Raw genomic sequence first — 16,643 nt, 5'->3', positions numbered from 1 at the left:
TCCTCCTGCCCGGGATATTGCAAGCCGGTTCCGGTTAAGTAAAATGACATTATCGATGAAAATCATAACCTATGGATTATACGAGCGATGGTCGACCAGCGTATCAAGTTCCGCCACCTGCAGACTTTCGTGGAGGTGGCGCGCCAGAAAAGCGTCATCCGCGCCGCCGAAATCCTGCATGTCAGCCAGCCGGCGGTGACGAAGACCATCCGCGAGCTGGAAGAGATTCTCGGCGTATCATTGTTCGACCGGGAGGGGCGCGGCATCCGCATCAGCCGTTATGGCGAGGTGTTCCTGCGCCACGCCGGTGCGACGATGACGGCGTTGCGACAGGCGGTCGATTCGGTCTCGCAGGAGGCGGCACGGGCCGGTCCGCCGGTGCGGGTCGGCGCTCTGCCCACGGTTTCGGTGCGGATCATGCCGCAGGCAATGGCCGGTTTCCTGGCGGAAAAGACCGGCAGCCCGGTGAAGATCGTGACGGGCGAAAACGCCGTGCTTCTGGAGCAGCTGCGTGTCGGCGATCTTGACCTCGTCGTTGGGCGTCTCGCCGCGCCGCAGAAAATGGCGGGCTTTTCCTTCGAACATCTCTATTCTGAAAAGGTGCGCTTCGTGGTGCGCGCCGGCCACCCATTGCTGTCACCCGGCCTTTCGGTGTTCGATCACCTGCATGAATATCCGGTACTGATGCCGACACGGCAATCGGTGATTGGCCCTGTCGTCGAGCAGTTCCTGATCGCCAACGGCGTGCCGGCTCTGCCGATCCGCATCGAAACAGTATCCGACGCCTTCGGCCGCGCCTTCCTGCGCACCAGCGATGCGATCTGGATCATCTCCGAAGGCGTCGTGGCGGCGGATGTGACGGACGGCATTCTGGTGATCCTGCCGGTCGAAACCGGCGATACCAGCGGCCCGGTGGGGCTGACGGTCCGGGCCGATACGCAGCCCTCCCTGCCGCTTTCGCTGCTGATGCAGGCTATTCGCGAGGCGGCGGGTGAGTTGCTGGATGGGAGGACTGAAGGGTAAATACACTCTCGACGTCATCCTCGGCCTTGTGCCGAGGATCCAATCACGTCGAATAAAATCGATCGGTTGCAGATCCTCGGGGCAGGCCCGAGGATGACGTCGACGCAAATGGCGTGGCTCCTAATATGGAAGCCCGACATAATTCTCCGCAAGCGCTGTCGAGGCGGCGCGCGATTGCACGAGGTAATCCAGTTCCGCTTCCTGAATGCGCTGGCCGAAATCCCCCGTATCGGGAAAACGATGCATCATCGTCGTCATCCACCACGAGAAGCGCACGGCCTTCCAGACGCGGGAAAGCGCCTTCTGCGAATAGGCATCGATGCCGGCTTCAGATTTTTCGCGATAAAATTCGATCAGCGCCTCGCTCAGATAATGCACATCGCTGGCGGCAAGGTTCAGGCCCTTGGCGCCGGTCGGCGGCACGATATGGGCGGCGTCGCCGGCCAGAAACAGCCGACCAAACCGCATCGGTTCACTGACGAAGGACCGGAGCGGCGCGATGGATTTTTCGAAGGACGGGCCGGTTACCATTTCATCCGCATGGCTTTCCGGCAGACGGCGGCGGATTTCATCCCAGAAGCGCTCGTCGCTCCAGTCCTCCGGCCGGTCCTCCAGCGAACATTGGATGTAATACCGGCTGCGCGTGTTTGAGCGCATGGAACAGAGGGCAAAACCGCGCGGGTGGTTGGCATAGATGAGTTCGTGATTGACCGGCGGCACATCGGCCAGAATGCCGAGCCAGCCGAAGGGGTAGACCTTCTCGAATTCCTTGATCGCGCCTTGCGGCACGGATTTGCGGCTCACTCCGTGGAAACCGTCGCAGCCGGCGATGAAATCGCAATCGATCCGGTGGCTTACGCTGTCTTTCTGATAGGTGACATAGGGGCTTGCGCCATCGAAATCATGCGGCTCGACATTTCCGGCGTCGTAGATGGTGACGAGGTTTGCCGCTTCGCGCACATCCATCAGATCATGCGTCACTTCGGTCTGGCCATAGACCATAACGCGTTTGCCGCCCGTCAGATCGAACAGATCCATGCGGTGGTCTCGGCCGTCAAAGGTCAGCGAAAAACCGTCATGCGGCAGGCCCTCGCGGCGCAGGCGCTTGTCCGCGCTGACCTTTTCCATCAGCTGCACGGTGCCTTCTTCCAGCACGCCGGCGCGAACACGGCCGAGGATGTAATCCTTGCTCACCCGATCGAGAATGACGGTCTCGACGCCGGCTCCCGCCAGAAGCTGGCCAAGCAGCAGCCCCGATGGGCCGGAGCCGATGATGACGACCTGTGTGCGCATTGTTTCCTCCCGAACTTGTCTCCGGTCAAGAAATTGACCAAGGCGGGTCACAAGCTCAATGGACTTTCCGGTCCGTAAATTGCACAATCCGACCATCAGGCGGAGGAGTGGGGTGAGATGCGGGCGACTGCCAATGAAGGGCTTTATGGCGAAGAGGCCTTGCAAGGCACCGATTTTCGCTTCCATTGCGAGACGCTTTTTTCACGAAGCAGCCTGCACCGCTTTGAAATCGGCCTGCACCGTCATGTCGCCTTTCTGCAAATCTTGTACATTTTTGGCGGCGAGGGCGATGCATTGCTGGATGGCCGCATCGAACCTATCCGCCCGCCGGTCGCCATCATCGTACCGCCGGGTTTCGAACATGGCTTCCGCTTCTCACGCGATATTGGCGGGGTGATCGTCACCATGCTGCCGGGGTCGCTGCCGGCATCGGTGCAGGCGTTGTTGTTGCGAAATTTCCAGCAGCCGGTGCTTTTGCCCTTGCGGGATTTTGCCGAGAAAGACTATCTGCGCAGCGGTTTTGAACGGATTTCCGCGGAATATGAGGCGCGCGAGATCGGTCGCGATGCGATGATCGAAGGCCAGCTCGCCACCGTGGTTGCGTTTCTTTCACGGGCGGCGCGACCGCTTCTGGAAACCAGCGGCGAGGGCCTTGCCGAGCAACGTTTCGAACGGTTGCTGTCGCTGATTGCCCGCCATATCCGCGAGCCGCGAAAAGCCGGGTTTTACGCGAAGAAACTCGGCTTTTCAGAAACCCATCTCAACCGACTCGTCCGTTCGGTCTCCGGCCTCAGCCTGCAGCGGCTGATCGCTCGGCGGCAGATCGAGATCGCACAGCAGGAACTGATCTTCACGGTTTCCAGCGTGCAGATGATCGCCGAAGGGCTTGGTTTTGCCGATCCCGCTTATTTCAACCGCTTCTTCAGGCGGGAGACCGGTATGACGCCGCGCGCCTGGCGGCTGGAGGAGCAGCGCAAAATGGGTGATATGGGCGGGCGGCTGACACCGCCTCAGTCTCAGGCCAGCATTCGCGCCAGTTCCCGCTGAACGGAAAGAAGCGCCGGCAGATAACGCTCCACCAGTTCCTCCATCGAGGCGACTGAAGCGGCGAGCCCGACATTGAGCGCGGCAACCGTCTGGCCACGCATGGTTTTCAGCGGCACGGCGATGGAGCGAAGACCAATCTCCACTTCCTGATCGATCAGCGCATAACCGCGATGGCCGGTCACCTCGATTTCGGCAAGCAGGGCTTGCATGTCGGTGATCGTGTTTTCCGTGCGGGCAACCAGCCGCGAAGCTCCGAGAATGTCGCGTTGCCGCTCGGGTGTTTGTGCGGAAAGCAGAACGCGACCCATGGAGGTGCAATAGGCGGGCAGACGCGAACCCGGCATCAGCGCAATCGACATGACCCGCTGTTGCGCGGCGCGGGCGACATAAACGATTTCCGTCTCGTCCAGGATCGAAACCGACGTGCTCTGGCCGATCTCTTCCGAAAGACGGTCGATGAGCGGCTGGACGATCTTCGGCAGCGGCATGGTGGCCAGACAGCCGGTGCCAAGCCGCAGCACTTTCGGCGTGACGGTGAAGAACTTGCCGTCATAGGCGGCATAACCAAGCTCCGAAAGGGTCAGCAGACAGCGGCGTGTGGTGGCGCGGTCCAGCCCGGCGATCTCGGCGGCGTCGGAGATGGACAGGCGCGGGCGCTCGGCGCTGAAAGCCTCGATCACCCGCAATCCCTTGGCGAGACCGCCCATCATGTCTCTTTCGCTGACAGCCATGCCCAAGCTCCATTTGTGCGATATACGAACAAAAATCATATAACGCACAAAATCCTTGCCGTCGAGGCGATTTCGGCCTTACCTCATGGCCACGCAGCCTTGCCGGTTCCATCCGCCTGGCTGGATGGAGGTTTTGAGAATGGACAAGACAATCAAGAGCGCGGAAGAGGCGCTTTCCGGCATCGGTGACGGTGCGACGATCATGATCGGCGGTTTCGGCGGCTCCGGTGCGCCCATCGAGCTGATCCACGCGCTGATCGACAGAGGACCAAAGAACCTGACCGTCATCAACAACAATGCCGGCAACGGCCGCATCGGCATCGCCGCGATGATCGATGCCGGCATGGTCAGGAAGATGATTTGCTCCTTCCCGCGCTCTTCCGATCCGCGTGCCTTTACAGACCGGTATCTGGCCGGTGAAATTGAGCTGGAACTGGTGCCGCAGGGCACGCTTGCCGAGCGCATCCGCGCCGGCGGTGCGGGCATTCCGGCCTTCTACACCCCGACCGGTTTCGGCACGGAACTGGCTGAAGGCAAGGTTATCGCGGAATTCGACGGCCGCTCTTACGTTCAGGAACGCTGGCTGAAGGCGGATTTCGCCATCGTCAAGGCCGAGCTTGGCGATACCTATGGCAACCTCACCTACAACAAGGCGGGGCGCAATTTTAACCCGCTGATGTGCATGGCCGCGAAGACCACTATCGCGCAGGTCTCGAAGATCGTCGCCGCCGGCGAGATCGACCCGGAGCATGTCGTGACGCCAGGCATTTTCGTGAACGGCGTCGTGGAAATTCCCGATCCGCAACAGGAAGAAGTCCTCATTCGTGCGGGAGTAGCCTACGCATGACCCAGACCATCGACACCCGTGAAGACATCAAGCTTTCCAACGCCCAGATCGCGTGGCGCGCGGCGCAGGACATCGAAGACGGTGCTTACGTTAATCTCGGCATCGGCTTTCCCGAAATGGTGGCGCGCTACCAGCCACCCGGCCGTCAGGCGATTTTCCATACCGAAAACGGTATTCTCAATTTTGGCGAAGCGCCGCCGGAAGGTGAAGAGGACTGGAACCTCATCAATGCCGGCAAGAAGGCCGTGACGCTGAAACCCGGTGCCGCCTTTTTCCACCATGCCGACAGCTTTGCCATGGTGCGCGGCGGGCATCTGGATGTGGCGATCCTCGGGGCCTATCAGGTGGCGCAGAATGGCGATCTCGCCAATTGGCGCGTTGGCTCCAAGGGCGTGCCGGCGGTCGGCGGCGCCATGGATCTGGTGCATGGCGCCAAGCAGGTCTTCGTCATCACCGAACATGTGACCAAGAACGGCGAACCGAAGCTCGTTGAAAAATGCGCTTTCCCACTGACCGGCGTTGGCTGCATCACCCGCATCTATACCAGCCATGCCGTCATCGACGTGGTGGATGGCCGTTTCGTGCTGCGCGAGAAACTGCCGGCGATGACGTTCGATGAATTGCAGGCCATGACCGGTGCGCCGCTTCATGTCGACGGCGAGGTCGCCGATCTCGTCGCCCCGGAACTTTAAGGAAAAACCGATGACCGACGCATTCATCTGCGATTATATCCGCACCCCCATCGGCCGCTTCGGCGGCGCGTTGTCCCCGGTGCGGGCCGATGATCTCGGCGCGGTGCCGCTGAAGGCGCTTGTCGAGCGCAACCCGTCCGTTGACTGGGAAGCCGTCGAAGATGTGATCTTCGGCTGCGCCAATCAGGCGGGTGAGGACAACCGCAATGTGGCGCGCATGTCGCTGCTGCTTGCCGGTCTGCCGGTTTCCGTGACCGGAACGACGATGAACCGGCTGTGCGGCTCCGGCATGGATGCCATCATTGCAGCCGCTCGCGCCGTCAAATCCGGTGAGGCCGAATTGATGATCGCCGGCGGCGTGGAAAGCATGAGCCGCGCGCCCTTCGTTCTGCCCAAGGCGGAGAGCGCCTTTTCGCGCAATGCCGAAATCTATGACACCACCATCGGCTGGCGTTTCGTCAACCCGCTGATGAAGGCGCAATATGGCGTCGATTCCATGCCGGAAACGGGTGACAATGTTGCGGTCGATTATCAGGTCTCGCGCGAGGATCAGGACGGCTTTGCTGTGCGCAGCCAGCAGAAGGCGGCGGATGCGCAGGCCAATGGCCGTCTCGACAAGGAAATCGTCTCGGTGACGATCCCGCAGCGCAAGGGCGATCCGCTTGTTGTCTCTAGAGACGAACATCCGCGTGCGACCAGTCTTGAGGCGCTGGCGAAGCTGAAGCCGGTCAACAGGCGCGATGGCGCGACGGTGACGGCGGGTAATGCGTCTGGTGTCAATGATGGTGCCGCCGCGCTCATCATCGCTTCAGCGGAAGCGGCGAAGAAATACGGTCTGACGCCGATTGCCCGCATTCTCGGCGGTGCCGCCGCCGGCGTGCCGCCGCGCGTCATGGGCATCGGCCCGGCCCCGGCCTCGGCCAAGCTCCTGGCGCGGCTCGGGTTGAAGCAGGAACAGCTTGACGTGATCGAACTCAACGAGGCCTTTGCCAGTCAGGGCCTTGCGACGTTGCGCCAGCTTGGTATTGCCGATGACGATGCGCGGGTAAATGCCAATGGTGGCGCGATTGCGCTTGGTCATCCGCTCGGCATGTCCGGTGCGCGCATTGCCGGCACGGCGGCGCTCGAACTTTCGCTGACCGGCAAGCGGCTTGCGCTCGCCACCATGTGCATCGGCGTCGGGCAGGGTATTGCCGTGGCGCTGGAGCGGGTCTGACGGGACAAACGGCTTCGGTATGGGGATACAGGCGAGTGCTGTCGTGATAAGACGCAGCCTCAGCATTTTTCCCATGACGCTCGCCACCATATCCCTTCACCATGTTGGATTCCATCATCATCCGTGACATGTTTTGCGAGATATGACGGGAATCTTTCCGCCTGCGGGAGCCAACATGAAGCGTCCAACCATCACCGATGTCGCAAAAGCCGCCGGCGTCAGCGTCGCCACCGTCGACCGGGTGCTGAACGGCCGCCTGCCGGTGCGGGAGGAGACCGCGCGGCGGGTGTTTGAGGCGGCGGAGAAGGTCGGCTTTCATGCCACCAACATCATTCGCCAGCGCATGCTGGCCGATATGCCGTCCTATAGTCTCGGCATCATCCTGCGCAAGGAACGGCATGCCTTTTACCAGACCTTCGCCGACGAGCTGGAGCTTGCGGCGCGTAACGTCCGGGATCGTCATCTCAATCTGCGCATCGAATTCGCCCAGTCGGGCGAGCCGGGCGAGCTTGCGGCGCTGCTGACCGGCATGAAGGGCCGTGCGCAGGCGGTTGCCGCCACGGGGCCGGACCATCACGATGTCACGGCCGCTGTCGAGGGGTTGAAAGCCAAGGGTATACCGACCTTTTCGCTGCTGTCTGATTTTGCTCAAGGCGTGCGGGAGGCCTATCTCGGCGCCAACAACATGAAGGTGGGGCGCACGGCGGCCTGGATGATCTCGCAGCTGGCGCGCAGCAAGGGCAAGGTACTTCTGCTGCTGGGCGGGCACCGTTTCCACGGCCATTCGCTGCGCGAAACCGGCTTTCGCAGCTACATGCGGGAATATGCGCCGGAATTTGAGGTGATGGATGCCCTCATCACGCTGGAAACGCGTCGCCTGACCTATGAGCTTGTCATGGACACCATCGCCAAGCACCGCGATCTCGTCGGCATCTATTGCATCGGCGGTGGCATGGAAGGGGTGATCGAGGCGCTGCAGCAGGAAAACCGGCAGGAAAACATCGTCTGCCTCGTGAATGAACTGACGCCCGAATCCCGTCAGGCGCTGCTGGAAAGGCGCATCAGCGGCGTTTTCCAGACACCGTTACGCGAGCTATGCACCGACCTTCTGGCCACGATGGTTCACACCATCGAACACGGCATGGCGGAAACGCCGGGACAGCGTTTTGTGCCTGCACATCTGTGGGTTCCTGAGAGCCTTTGATGGTTTGATGGATTCCATCATAAATCCGATGCCCGTTTCTATCAGGCTTGATGGTTTCGGCGGTCTCTGACGCGTTGACGCCGGGGCCGGACTAGGAAATCTTGGCCGCCGGTGGAACGGGCAGGAGGCCGGACCCACACGACATTAGATTATTTCAAGGCTGTTTGACGCTGCGGGTTTTTCTTCGCGGCGAAGGCCAGCTTTTGCCGGAAGGCGGTGGCGGCGCGATGCGCTCAGGCCGGCTCGACCGGTTCTTTTCAAAGGGGTTTGGAGGAGAACGACATGAAAAGACATTTCGCAATTGCAGCTTTCGCCACGATGCTGGCAACGGGCGCTTCGGCGCAGACCGTCGGCGTTTCGATGGCCCTGTTCGACGATAATTTCCTGACCGTGCTGCGCAACGGCATGATCGATTATTCCAAGGGCATGAGCGGCGTTTCGCTGCAGGTCGAGGATGCGCAGAACGATGTCGGCAAGCAGCTGAGCCAGGTGCAGAACTTCGTCGCTGCCGGCGTCGATGCCATCATCGTCAATCCTGTCGATACGGACGCGACCGTAGCACTTTCGCAGGCCGCTGCCGCCGCCGGCATTCCGCTCGTTTACGTCAACCGCCAGCCGGTCAATCTCGACAGCCTGCCGGACAAACAGGCCTTTGTCGCCTCCGATGAAAAACAATCGGGCACCCTGCAGACGCAGGAAGTCTGCCGGCTTTTGAAGGAAGCGGGCAAGACGGAAGCCAAGGCGGTGGTGATGATGGGCGAGCTTTCCAACCAGGCCGCCCGCATGCGCACGCAAGATATCAAGGATGTCGTCGCCACGCCCGAATGCAGCTTCATCAAGCTTGTCGAGGAGCAATCCGCCAACTGGTCGCGCACGCAGGGCTCGGACCTGATGACCAACTGGCTTTCAGCCGGCGTTGAATTCGATGCCGTCATTTCCAACAATGACGAGATGGCCATTGGCGCCATCCAGTCGCTGAAGGCGGCAGGCCGGTCGATGGACAGCGTCATCATCGCCGGCATCGATGCCACGCAGGACGCGCTTGCCGCCATGGCGGCGGGCGATCTGGATGTGAGCGTTTTCCAGAACGCCGCTGGCCAGGGCAAGGGTGCGCTGGATGCGGCGCTGAAACTCGCCAAGGGCGATGCGGTGGACAAGAAGGTCTTCGTACCCTTCGAACTCGTCACGCCTGACAACCTCAAGAACTATCAGGCCAAGAACTGAGCCATCCAAGAAATGAGCCATGGCCTTGCCCAGGCGGCTTCTCCGCTCCCGGGGAGTGCCGCCGGGCAGGCCGAACGCGCCGGAGCCGGCAGGATGGCCGGCTCCGGCGACACGACATGAAGCAACCAGCAGCGATTTCCGTGGGAGGAAACCTTGAAGAAACTATTGATGTCGACGGCACTCTGCATTTTCGCGACACCGGCCCTTGCCGAGACCCGTATCGCGGTGTCCATGACGTCTTTCGACAATCCGTTTCTGACGATCCTGCTCAACGGCATCAGGGCCGAGGCCGGGCGCGATAAAAATATCGAGCTTCTGGTTGAGGATGCCCAGCTTGATCCGTCGAAACAGCTCAATCAGGTGCAGAATTTCATCGCCAATGGTGTCGACGCTATCATCGTCAATGCCGTGGATGGCGACGCCACTGCCGCAATCACCAAGGCCGCATCAGCCGCCAAAATTCCGCTTGTCTATGTCAACCATCCGCCGGCCGAGTTGGAAACCGGCCTGCCTGACGGAACGGCCTTTGTCGGTTCCAACGAACTCGATTCCGGCACCATGGAAGCTGAAGCCGCCTGCAAGCTGATGGGCGGCAAGGGCAAGGCCGTCATCCTGATGGGACCATTGGAAAATCACGCGGCGCTGGTGCGCACCAAGGATGTCGAAACGGTGTTTTCCAAACCGGAATGCAAGATCGAAATCCTCGAAAAGCAGACAGCGAACTGGAGCCGCACGCAGGCGCAGGACCTTGTCTCCTCCTGGCTGACGGCGGGCATCCAGTTCGATGCCGTCATCGCCAATAATGATGAAATGGCGATCGGCGCCGCGCAGGCCCTCAAGGCAGCGGGCGTTTCCATGAAGGATGTCGTCATTGCCGGCATCGACGCCACGCCGGACGGTCTTGCCGCCATGCAGGCCGGCGATCTCGACATCACCGTTTACCAGAATGCGACGAAGCAGGGCGAGGTCTCCGTCCAGACGGCGGTGAAGGCCGCTGCCGGGCAAGGTACCGAGAAGACGCTCTGGGTGCCGTTTGAACTCGTCACCCCGGAAAACATGTCCGCCTACGCGAAATAGACGGGGCTTCGGCCCCGTTCGTTTATCACTACACTGGAAACAGCCATGAAACATACGCTCGACCCCCACATGTTCCGACACCTTTCGCTGGCCGAGACCTGCCGCAAGGTTGCCGAACTCGGCTATGATTACGTCGAACTTTCGCCGCGTCCGGATTTTCTCTCGTGGTGGACACGGCCCAAGGTCTATCCCGAACGGGTCGCCGAATTCAAAAAGGCGTTGAAGGACCATGGTGTCGGCCTCGCCACGCTGCAGCCGATGTATCGCTGGGCAAGCCCTTACCCGGACGAATGGGAGGTGGCGATCGACAATTGGAAACGCGCCATCGAGATTGCCGTCGAGATGGAATGCCCGATGTTCGTTTCGGAATTCGGCCGTGGCGGCTCGCCGGAGCGCAGCCTTAACGACCGTTCCGGCCTGCACCGCCCGGAAACCTGCGAGGCGCAATTCTTCCGCGCCATGGATATTCTGGTGCCGATCCTCGAGCGGGAAGGGCTGGTGCTGTCGCTTGAGGCGCATCCCGAAGACTGGATCGAGGAAATCGCCCCGGCCATCGACATCATCAAGACCATCAATTCCAAGGCGGTAAAGGCATCCTTCATCGCGCCGCACACGTTCTTTTACGGGCCGGACATGGTGGCGAACCTGCGCGCGACCGAGGGCCATCTGGTGCATGTGCGCCTTGCCGACACCTATGACCACAACAAGTCGTCGCAGCTGCGTTACATCGTCAATCCCCCCGGCTCGAAGGTGAGGGTGCATCAGCACACCGATTTCGGCCAGGGCGAGATCGACTGGGAAACCTTCTTTGCGACGCTTGCCGACATGAAATTCGATGGCGTGCTGTCGAACTGCGTCTTTGCCTGGGAAGACCGCGTCGATGAAAGCGCGCGGTTCATGCTCAGCGAAACCCGGCGATACGTCGCCAAATACTGGAAATGAGGTTTTTCAGATGACTGTCAGAATTGGTGTCGTCGGCACCGGCGCAATCGGGCGTGATCATGCCCGCCGTATCAACAAGGTTCTGGGGGGCGCGAAGATCGTTGCGCTGAGCGACGTCAACCGCGCCTCGGCCGAGGCGGTCAAAAACGACATCGCCCCGGATGCCGTCGTGTTCGCCACCGGCGAAGAGCTGATCGCATCGCCGGACGTGGATGCCGTGCTCGTCACCTCATGGGGCGCAACCCATGAGCAATATGTGCTGGCGGCCATTGCCGCCGGCAAGCCGTGCTTCTGCGAAAAGCCGCTGGCGACAACGGCCGAAGGCGCAAGACGCATCGTCGACGCCGAGGTGGCGCATGGCAAACGGCTGGTTCAGGTGGGCTTCATGCGCCGTTACGACGCCGGTTACGTGGCGCTGAAAAAGGCCGTGGCTAACAGGATCGGCGCGCCGATCATGGTGCATGCCGCCCATCGCAACCCGACGGTTCCGGAGCAATATGTCACGCCCATGGCGATCCATGACACGATGATTCATGAGATCGACGTGCTGCGCTGGTTGCTTGACGATGACTATGTTTCGGCCCGCGTCCTCTTTCCCCGCTCCGCCGCCCGCAGCCATGCCAAGCTGAGGGACCCGCAGATCGTCATTCTGGAAACCGCCAAGGGCACGATCATCGACGTCGAAATCTTCGTCAATTGCCACTACGGCTATGATATCCAGTGCCAGGTGGTGGGCGAAGACGGCATTGCCAGCCTGCCGGAGCCGATGTCGGTGCAGACCCGCCTCGGTGCCAAGCTGCAGAACGATATCCTCACCGACTGGAAGGATCGCTTCATCGCCAGCTACGATGTCGAACTGCAGGATTTCATCCACGCGGCGGCAAAGGGCACGGCGTCCGGACCGAACTCCTGGGACGGGTACGTGGCCGCTATCACCTCTGACGCCTGCGTGGCCGCGCAGGAGAAGGACGGGGCGGCCGTCGCAATCGAACTTCCCACCCGTCCCGCCCTTTATCAGTGAGGTCTTTCATGCGTTTTGCCATCAACCACATCACCGCGCCGAAGCTTTCCCTTGAGGCGTTCTTCGCGACAGCCCGCGAACTCGGCCTCACCGAAGTCGAAATCCGCAACGACCTGCCAGACATCGTCGGCACGGTGAATCCGGCCGAGGTAAAAGCGGCGGCCGAAAAGGCAGGCGTGACGATCATCTCGATCAATGCGCTTTACCCCTTCAACGTCTGGTCGGGCGACCTGCCTGCGCGGGCCGTCGTGATGGCCGATTATGCGGCGGCAAGCGGCGCGAAGGCGCTGGTCATGTGCCCGCTCAATGACGGCACGGCGGTGTCTTTTGATAATCTCGTCACGGCGCTGAAGGCCATGAAACCGATCCTCGAGGAACGCGGGCTGACGGGCCTTGTCGAGCCACTCGGCTTCCCGGTCTCCTCGCTGCGCACCAAGGCCGAGGCCATCAAGGCCATCGACGCGGCCGGTGGCGGCGATGTCTACAGGTTGGTGCACGACACCTTCCACCACCATCTCGCAGGCGAGACCGAGTTCTTCCCGGAGCGAACGGGACTGGTCCACATTTCCGGGGTGATCGATCCCGCCGTCTCTGTCGCCGACATGCTCGACGCCCACCGCGTTCTGGTGGATGGCGGCGACCGGCTGGAGAATGTCGCCCAGATCAGGACGCTCGAGGCGGCCGGTTACAAGGGACCTTACAGCTTCGAACCCTTCGCGACGGAAGTGCACGACCTGAAAGACCCCGCCGCTGCCGTAAAGAGCAGCATCGACCATATCTCCCAGGCGCTCTGACCGCCTTGCCGCCCGTGGTTCGCCGCGGGCGGCGTTTCTTGCGGGGGATTAAAAACCCAAAGAAATCAATTCCGCATTTACGGATGATGCTGTAGTCTTCCGCAGATTAGAGAGCAGCAAACGGGCAAGGGTATTCTTCAGATCGACTGCGTGAGGCAGGCTTTCTGCCCGCACCGTCCGAAGAAGAGTGGTTGAATTTCCCCTTTATGAAAATAGACAGGAAAACGACGCTTAAGGACGTGGCGCGGGAGGCGAATGTTTCGCTGAGTACCGCTTCGCATGCCCTCAACGGCACCGCGCCCTTGACCGCACAGGTTCGCGAGCGGGTGCTGGAGGCGGCTCGCACGCTTGGTTACCTTGAAAACCGCCGGCAGAAGGCGACCATCGCCACCCTGCGTGTTGTGTTGCTCGCCATGACCAATGACGCCGCGCCGCAGAGCGATCTCAACATGGTCAGCTGGACGATGCTGAACGGCTTCCGGCGCGAATGCGAGAAGCGTGGCATTCGCATCGTTCCCTTTGTCAGCACGACGAGCCGGCTCGATCCCGTTTCCGTCGCGGAGGCTGCCGATGCCGACAATGTCGATGGCATTGTGGTCTTGAATGATGACAGGTCGCAACTGGTCGAGGCGCTGTCCGCGCTTGGCAGGCCGGTGGTGCTGATCAATGGCGAAGACCCGGCCATGATCGTTGATACGGTGACGGCCGAAAACCGTTTTGGCGCGCGGCTCGGTATCGAGCATCTGCTGTCGCTCGGACATCGCAATATCCTGCATATCACCTGGAAGGGCCGCACGACGATCCGCCGCCGGTATGATGGCTATAGCGACGCCTTTCTGGCGGCGGGACTGACGGTTCCGGCCGATATGGTCATGGAGGTGGAAAGCTACGAGCCGGAATGGGGTGAGGCCGCAATCCGCCGCCTGCTGGCCGAGACATGCCCGCTTAGAAACGCGACGGCGATCTTCTGTGCCGCTGACAATCTGGCGCTCGGCTGCCTGAAGGCGCTGACGGAAGCCGGTATCCGGGTTCCCGACGATGTCTCGGTGCTGGGTTTTGACGATATCATGCCGGCTGCCTTCAGCGCGCCGCCGCTCAGCACCATACAATTGCCCGCAGACCGGTTAGGCGGTGCCGCCCTTTCGTTACTGGAGCAGCGGCTTGTGGCGGCCGATCCGACCAGGCCGGCGCATCGGCTGGAACTTGGTTGTCGGCTGGTTTTAAGGGGCAGCATCGCGGCGCCACCCAAGTAGGGCGGTGGCGGCTCTTTCTGGTGGCCATATGCTTTGGGGCGGTCATCCGTCATTCCGGCCTTGAGCCGGAATCCAGCCAGCCCAAGTCCTTGGGCTGAAAAGACTCCTTTCGCCGCGCAGACGCGCGTCGGCTGGATACCGGCTCAAGGCCGGTATGACGGAGGGGATGGGCCTGCGTCATCCGAGTTGCCAACGGGGCTGCGGTTTCACCGCAAGCCGTATTGCTCCCTTTACTTCATCCCCGTGCCGGCAATTCCCGTCGTGATGTAACGCTGCAGGAACAGGAACACGACGGTAACAGGTGCGAGGCTAAGGAAGGTCATGGCGAGAATATAGTGCCATTGCACCGAGAACTCGCCCTGGAAGGCGTTCAGCCCCACCTGCAGCGTGAAGTTCTCGCGGCTGCTGAGAACGATCAGCGGCCAGAGGAAGTCGTTCCAGCGCCACAGAACCGAGAAGATGGCGAGAACCGCGAGCGCCGGCGCCGTCAGCGGCAGGATGATGCGCCAGAAGATACGGAATTCGCTGGCGGCATCGACGCGGGCCGCCTCGATCAGCTCATCGGGAATGGTCAGCATATATTGCCGCAGCAGGAACACGCCGGTTGGCGTCGCCACGGTGGGGATGATGACGCCCCAGAGATTGTCGACGAGACCGACGCCGACGATGACGAGATAGGCCGGCACCATGACGACGGTGAGCGGGATCATCAGGGTGGAGATGATCAGCACGAAAATCGCCTTTTCGCCGCGGAAGCGGTATTTCGAGAGGGCAAAGGCCGCCATGGCATTGACGATCAGCGTCAGGATGGTCGCCACGAAAGTGACGAAGACCGAGTTCTTGAGGAAGGTGAGGAAGCTGAAGCGGGTCAGCGGATCGGTGAAGTTCTCTGTCGCGATGGTCAGCTTCTGGACGGGCGTTATTTCCCGTGTATCAACGCTGACCGGCGGGCCGGGATTGGCCGGGTCGACCATCTGGGCTTTCAGGCCAACGCGGCGGACCATGGCCATTTCCCGCTCCACGCCATCGATGGTGGCTTTCCACAGGCTGAGCTGTTTGTCGTAACCTGGCACCTCCACCTGTACGGCGGCGCGTGGCAGAAGGCTTGGCGGAAACCGGGTGATTTCGGCTTCCGGCTTCAGCGATGACATGGCGGCCCAGACGACCGGGATGAGGACGGCGAGCGTGCCGCCGATGAGCCAGACCCAGGACAGGATATCGGTAAGGCCGATCCGGCCGGGGCGGCGGGTGCGCGTGAGGAACGCGACGGCGTTGGACATGGTCAGGACTCCATCTTTTTGCCGAGGCGCAGCTGCACGAGGGTGAGTGCGAGAAGCACAAGACCCATCAGAACCGATGCGGCGGAGGCAAGGCCGAACAGCCTGAGATCGCTGCCGAAGGCCATCTGGTAGATATATTGCACCACGAATGTATTGGCCGTGCCCGGCCCGCCGCCATTTGTCAGAACCCAAGCCTCATCAAAGATTTGCACCGAGCGGATCATCAACAGGATCAGCACGACGAGCAGGTTGGGGGCGAGCAGCGGCAGGGTGATACGCAGCAGCGTGCGCCGGGGCGAGGCGGCGTCGATGGCGGCGGCTTCGTAGAGGTCTTTCGGGATTGCCTGAAGGCCGGCCAGCAGGATGAGCGTATAAAAGCCCATATGGAACCAGACCGAGACCACCACGACGAAGAAGCGCGACCAGCCGACATCCAGCAGGAAGATTTCCGGCGGCACACCGAGCATCTGCAGGAAGGCGTTCAGCAGGCCGTTGCGGTCTAGGAACCATTTCCAGATAAGGCCGATGACGACCGGCGACAGCAGGACCGGATAAAAGAACATGGCGCGGAAGAAGCCGCGTGCCGCAATCGCCCGGTTGAGGATCAGCGCGGTGACCAGCGCGACGAACAGCGTCGCGGTGACATTAAAACCGACGAACCACAGCGTGTTCCAGATCGCCGTCCAGAACAGGGATTCCCGGCAGCTTCCGGGGTCCATATAGCTCTGGCAATCGAGCAGCTTGCCGAAATTTTCGAGCCCGACGAAGGGGCGGTCGCTGATCAGGAGTTCGGTGCCGCCGGTAAAGGCGTAACCGACGGCAATCGCAATCGGCAGGAAGGTGAAGATGCCGAACAGGACGAGGTTCGGCATGAGGAAAATATAAGGCATGCGCTTTTTGCCGATCACCCGCTCTATGAAGTTAAGCGGCACTTCGGCGATCGCCATCACGGCGTCGAGCGCGCGGTCGGACAGTCTGGCAAGCTTCTGATTGGCCATG

Annotated in this window: 16 protein-coding genes; 12 read left to right on the top strand and 4 right to left on the bottom strand. The window is 61.2% G+C overall.

The features are described from left to right. Positions 1-87: 87 nt before the first annotated feature. Positions 88-1,023 (top strand): pca operon transcription factor PcaQ, encoded by a 936-nt coding sequence (gene pcaQ / locus QSV77_RS20135; RefSeq protein ID WP_302734833.1) that lies wholly within the window; start codon positions 88-90, stop codon positions 1,021-1,023. Positions 1,024-1,143: 120 nt separating this feature from the next. Here pcaQ and pobA read toward each other — a convergent pair whose 3' ends face one another. Continuing rightward, complete coding sequence (gene pobA, locus QSV77_RS20130) at positions 1,144-2,316, bottom strand: 4-hydroxybenzoate 3-monooxygenase (protein ID WP_302734832.1); 1,173 nt, start codon at positions 2,314-2,316, stop codon at positions 1,144-1,146. A 117-nt stretch (positions 2,317-2,433) separates the two neighbouring features. Between pobA and QSV77_RS20125 the strand changes: the two genes are divergently transcribed. Then, the gene (locus QSV77_RS20125; protein ID WP_302734831.1) at positions 2,434-3,363 is read left to right on the top strand and encodes a helix-turn-helix domain-containing protein; all 930 of its coding nucleotides are present in this window, start codon (positions 2,434-2,436) and stop codon (positions 3,361-3,363) included. Here the strand turns inward: QSV77_RS20125 and QSV77_RS20120 are convergent. Continuing rightward, positions 3,333-4,094 carry an IclR family transcriptional regulator gene (locus QSV77_RS20120; protein WP_302734830.1) on the bottom strand — a complete coding sequence of 254 codons (762 nt, stop codon included), beginning with the start codon at positions 4,092-4,094 and terminating at the stop codon, positions 3,333-3,335. The genes QSV77_RS20125 and QSV77_RS20120 overlap by 31 nt on opposite strands. Positions 4,095-4,233: 139 nt before the next feature. Here QSV77_RS20120 and QSV77_RS20115 point away from each other — a divergent pair, with 139 nt between their 5' ends. The 10 genes from QSV77_RS20115 (at position 4,234) to QSV77_RS20070 (ending at position 14,364) form a co-directional block, all read left to right on the top strand. Beyond that, on the top strand, positions 4,234-4,941 hold the full coding sequence (locus QSV77_RS20115) for a 3-oxoacid CoA-transferase subunit A (protein ID WP_110759985.1): 708 nt from the start codon (positions 4,234-4,236) through the stop codon (positions 4,939-4,941). Further along, positions 4,938-5,633: a CoA transferase subunit B gene (locus QSV77_RS20110; RefSeq protein WP_269699883.1), complete on the top strand. Its 696-nt coding sequence runs from the start codon at positions 4,938-4,940 to the stop codon at positions 5,631-5,633. Before QSV77_RS20115 ends, QSV77_RS20110 begins: the two co-directional genes overlap by 4 nt. 10 nt (positions 5,634-5,643) lie before the next feature. Further along, positions 5,644-6,849, top strand: coding sequence for a 3-oxoadipyl-CoA thiolase (pcaF, locus tag QSV77_RS20105; protein WP_302734829.1), 1,206 nt, complete (start codon positions 5,644-5,646; stop codon positions 6,847-6,849). Between the two features lie 175 nt (positions 6,850-7,024). Beyond that, positions 7,025-8,053: a LacI family DNA-binding transcriptional regulator gene (locus QSV77_RS20100; protein WP_302734828.1), complete on the top strand. Its 1,029-nt coding sequence runs from the start codon at positions 7,025-7,027 to the stop codon at positions 8,051-8,053. 282 nt (positions 8,054-8,335) lie between these two features. Beyond that, a complete protein-coding gene (locus tag QSV77_RS20095; RefSeq protein WP_110760023.1) occupies positions 8,336-9,277 on the top strand; it encodes a sugar ABC transporter substrate-binding protein in 942 nt (313 codons plus the stop codon). 168 nt (positions 9,278-9,445) lie between these two features. Next, the gene (locus tag QSV77_RS20090) at positions 9,446-10,354 is read left to right on the top strand and encodes a substrate-binding domain-containing protein (RefSeq protein ID WP_302735282.1); all 909 of its coding nucleotides are present in this window, start codon (positions 9,446-9,448) and stop codon (positions 10,352-10,354) included. 45 nt (positions 10,355-10,399) lie between these two features. Then, positions 10,400-11,296, top strand: coding sequence for a sugar phosphate isomerase/epimerase family protein (locus tag QSV77_RS20085; RefSeq protein ID WP_080819044.1), 897 nt, complete (start codon positions 10,400-10,402; stop codon positions 11,294-11,296). Between the two features lie 10 nt (positions 11,297-11,306). Next, positions 11,307-12,317: a Gfo/Idh/MocA family protein gene (locus QSV77_RS20080; RefSeq protein WP_302734827.1), complete on the top strand. Its 1,011-nt coding sequence runs from the start codon at positions 11,307-11,309 to the stop codon at positions 12,315-12,317. A gap of 8 nt (positions 12,318-12,325) precedes the next feature. Further along, on the top strand, positions 12,326-13,111 hold the full coding sequence (locus QSV77_RS20075) for a TIM barrel protein (RefSeq protein ID WP_302734826.1): 786 nt from the start codon (positions 12,326-12,328) through the stop codon (positions 13,109-13,111). A gap of 206 nt (positions 13,112-13,317) precedes the next feature. Beyond that, entirely contained in the window at positions 13,318-14,364 is a 1,047-nt protein-coding gene (locus QSV77_RS20070; protein ID WP_302734825.1) for a LacI family DNA-binding transcriptional regulator, read from the top strand. 230 nt (positions 14,365-14,594) lie between these two features. Here the strand turns inward: QSV77_RS20070 and QSV77_RS20065 are convergent, their stop codons facing one another. Together QSV77_RS20065 and QSV77_RS20060 are read right to left on the bottom strand one after the other, a co-directional pair. Further along, complete coding sequence (locus QSV77_RS20065; protein ID WP_269699890.1) at positions 14,595-15,644, bottom strand: carbohydrate ABC transporter permease; 1,050 nt, start codon at positions 15,642-15,644, stop codon at positions 14,595-14,597. A gap of 2 nt (positions 15,645-15,646) precedes the next feature. Then, positions 15,647-16,642, bottom strand: a complete 996-nt coding sequence (locus QSV77_RS20060; RefSeq protein WP_302734824.1) for a carbohydrate ABC transporter permease — start codon at positions 16,640-16,642, stop codon at positions 15,647-15,649. Position 16,643: the final 1 nt, after the last annotated feature.

The sequence above is a fragment of the Agrobacterium sp. V1 genome, assembly GCF_030518355.1.
Classification (GTDB): Bacteria; Pseudomonadota; Alphaproteobacteria; order Rhizobiales; family Rhizobiaceae; genus Agrobacterium; species Agrobacterium cucumeris.
This window is presented reverse-complemented; position numbering and strand designations above follow the sequence as displayed.

What these genes read in the sequence shown, in the direction of transcription:
- QSV77_RS20060 (WP_302734824.1), bottom strand. Translation starts at nt 16,642, where the DNA reads ATGGCCAATCAGAAGCTTGCCAGACTGTCCGACCGCGCGCTCGACGCC.
- QSV77_RS20085 (WP_080819044.1), top strand. Translation starts at nt 10,400, where the DNA reads ATGAAACATACGCTCGACCCCCACATGTTCCGACACCTTTCGCTGGCC.
- QSV77_RS20125 (WP_302734831.1), top strand. Translation starts at nt 2,434, where the DNA reads ATGCGGGCGACTGCCAATGAAGGGCTTTATGGCGAAGAGGCCTTGCAA.
- pobA (WP_302734832.1), bottom strand. Translation starts at nt 2,316, where the DNA reads ATGCGCACACAGGTCGTCATCATCGGCTCCGGCCCATCGGGGCTGCTG.
- QSV77_RS20070 (WP_302734825.1), top strand. Translation starts at nt 13,318, where the DNA reads ATGAAAATAGACAGGAAAACGACGCTTAAGGACGTGGCGCGGGAGGCG.
- QSV77_RS20090 (WP_302735282.1), top strand. Translation starts at nt 9,446, where the DNA reads ATGTCGACGGCACTCTGCATTTTCGCGACACCGGCCCTTGCCGAGACC.
- QSV77_RS20075 (WP_302734826.1), top strand. Translation starts at nt 12,326, where the DNA reads ATGCGTTTTGCCATCAACCACATCACCGCGCCGAAGCTTTCCCTTGAG.
- pcaF (WP_302734829.1), top strand. Translation starts at nt 5,644, where the DNA reads ATGACCGACGCATTCATCTGCGATTATATCCGCACCCCCATCGGCCGC.
- QSV77_RS20115 (WP_110759985.1), top strand. Translation starts at nt 4,234, where the DNA reads ATGGACAAGACAATCAAGAGCGCGGAAGAGGCGCTTTCCGGCATCGGT.
- QSV77_RS20065 (WP_269699890.1), bottom strand. Translation starts at nt 15,644, where the DNA reads ATGTCCAACGCCGTCGCGTTCCTCACGCGCACCCGCCGCCCCGGCCGG.
- pcaQ (WP_302734833.1), top strand. Translation starts at nt 88, where the DNA reads ATGGTCGACCAGCGTATCAAGTTCCGCCACCTGCAGACTTTCGTGGAG.
- QSV77_RS20100 (WP_302734828.1), top strand. Translation starts at nt 7,025, where the DNA reads ATGAAGCGTCCAACCATCACCGATGTCGCAAAAGCCGCCGGCGTCAGC.
- QSV77_RS20080 (WP_302734827.1), top strand. Translation starts at nt 11,307, where the DNA reads ATGACTGTCAGAATTGGTGTCGTCGGCACCGGCGCAATCGGGCGTGAT.
- QSV77_RS20110 (WP_269699883.1), top strand. Translation starts at nt 4,938, where the DNA reads ATGACCCAGACCATCGACACCCGTGAAGACATCAAGCTTTCCAACGCC.
- QSV77_RS20095 (WP_110760023.1), top strand. Translation starts at nt 8,336, where the DNA reads ATGAAAAGACATTTCGCAATTGCAGCTTTCGCCACGATGCTGGCAACG.
- QSV77_RS20120 (WP_302734830.1), bottom strand. Translation starts at nt 4,094, where the DNA reads ATGGCTGTCAGCGAAAGAGACATGATGGGCGGTCTCGCCAAGGGATTG.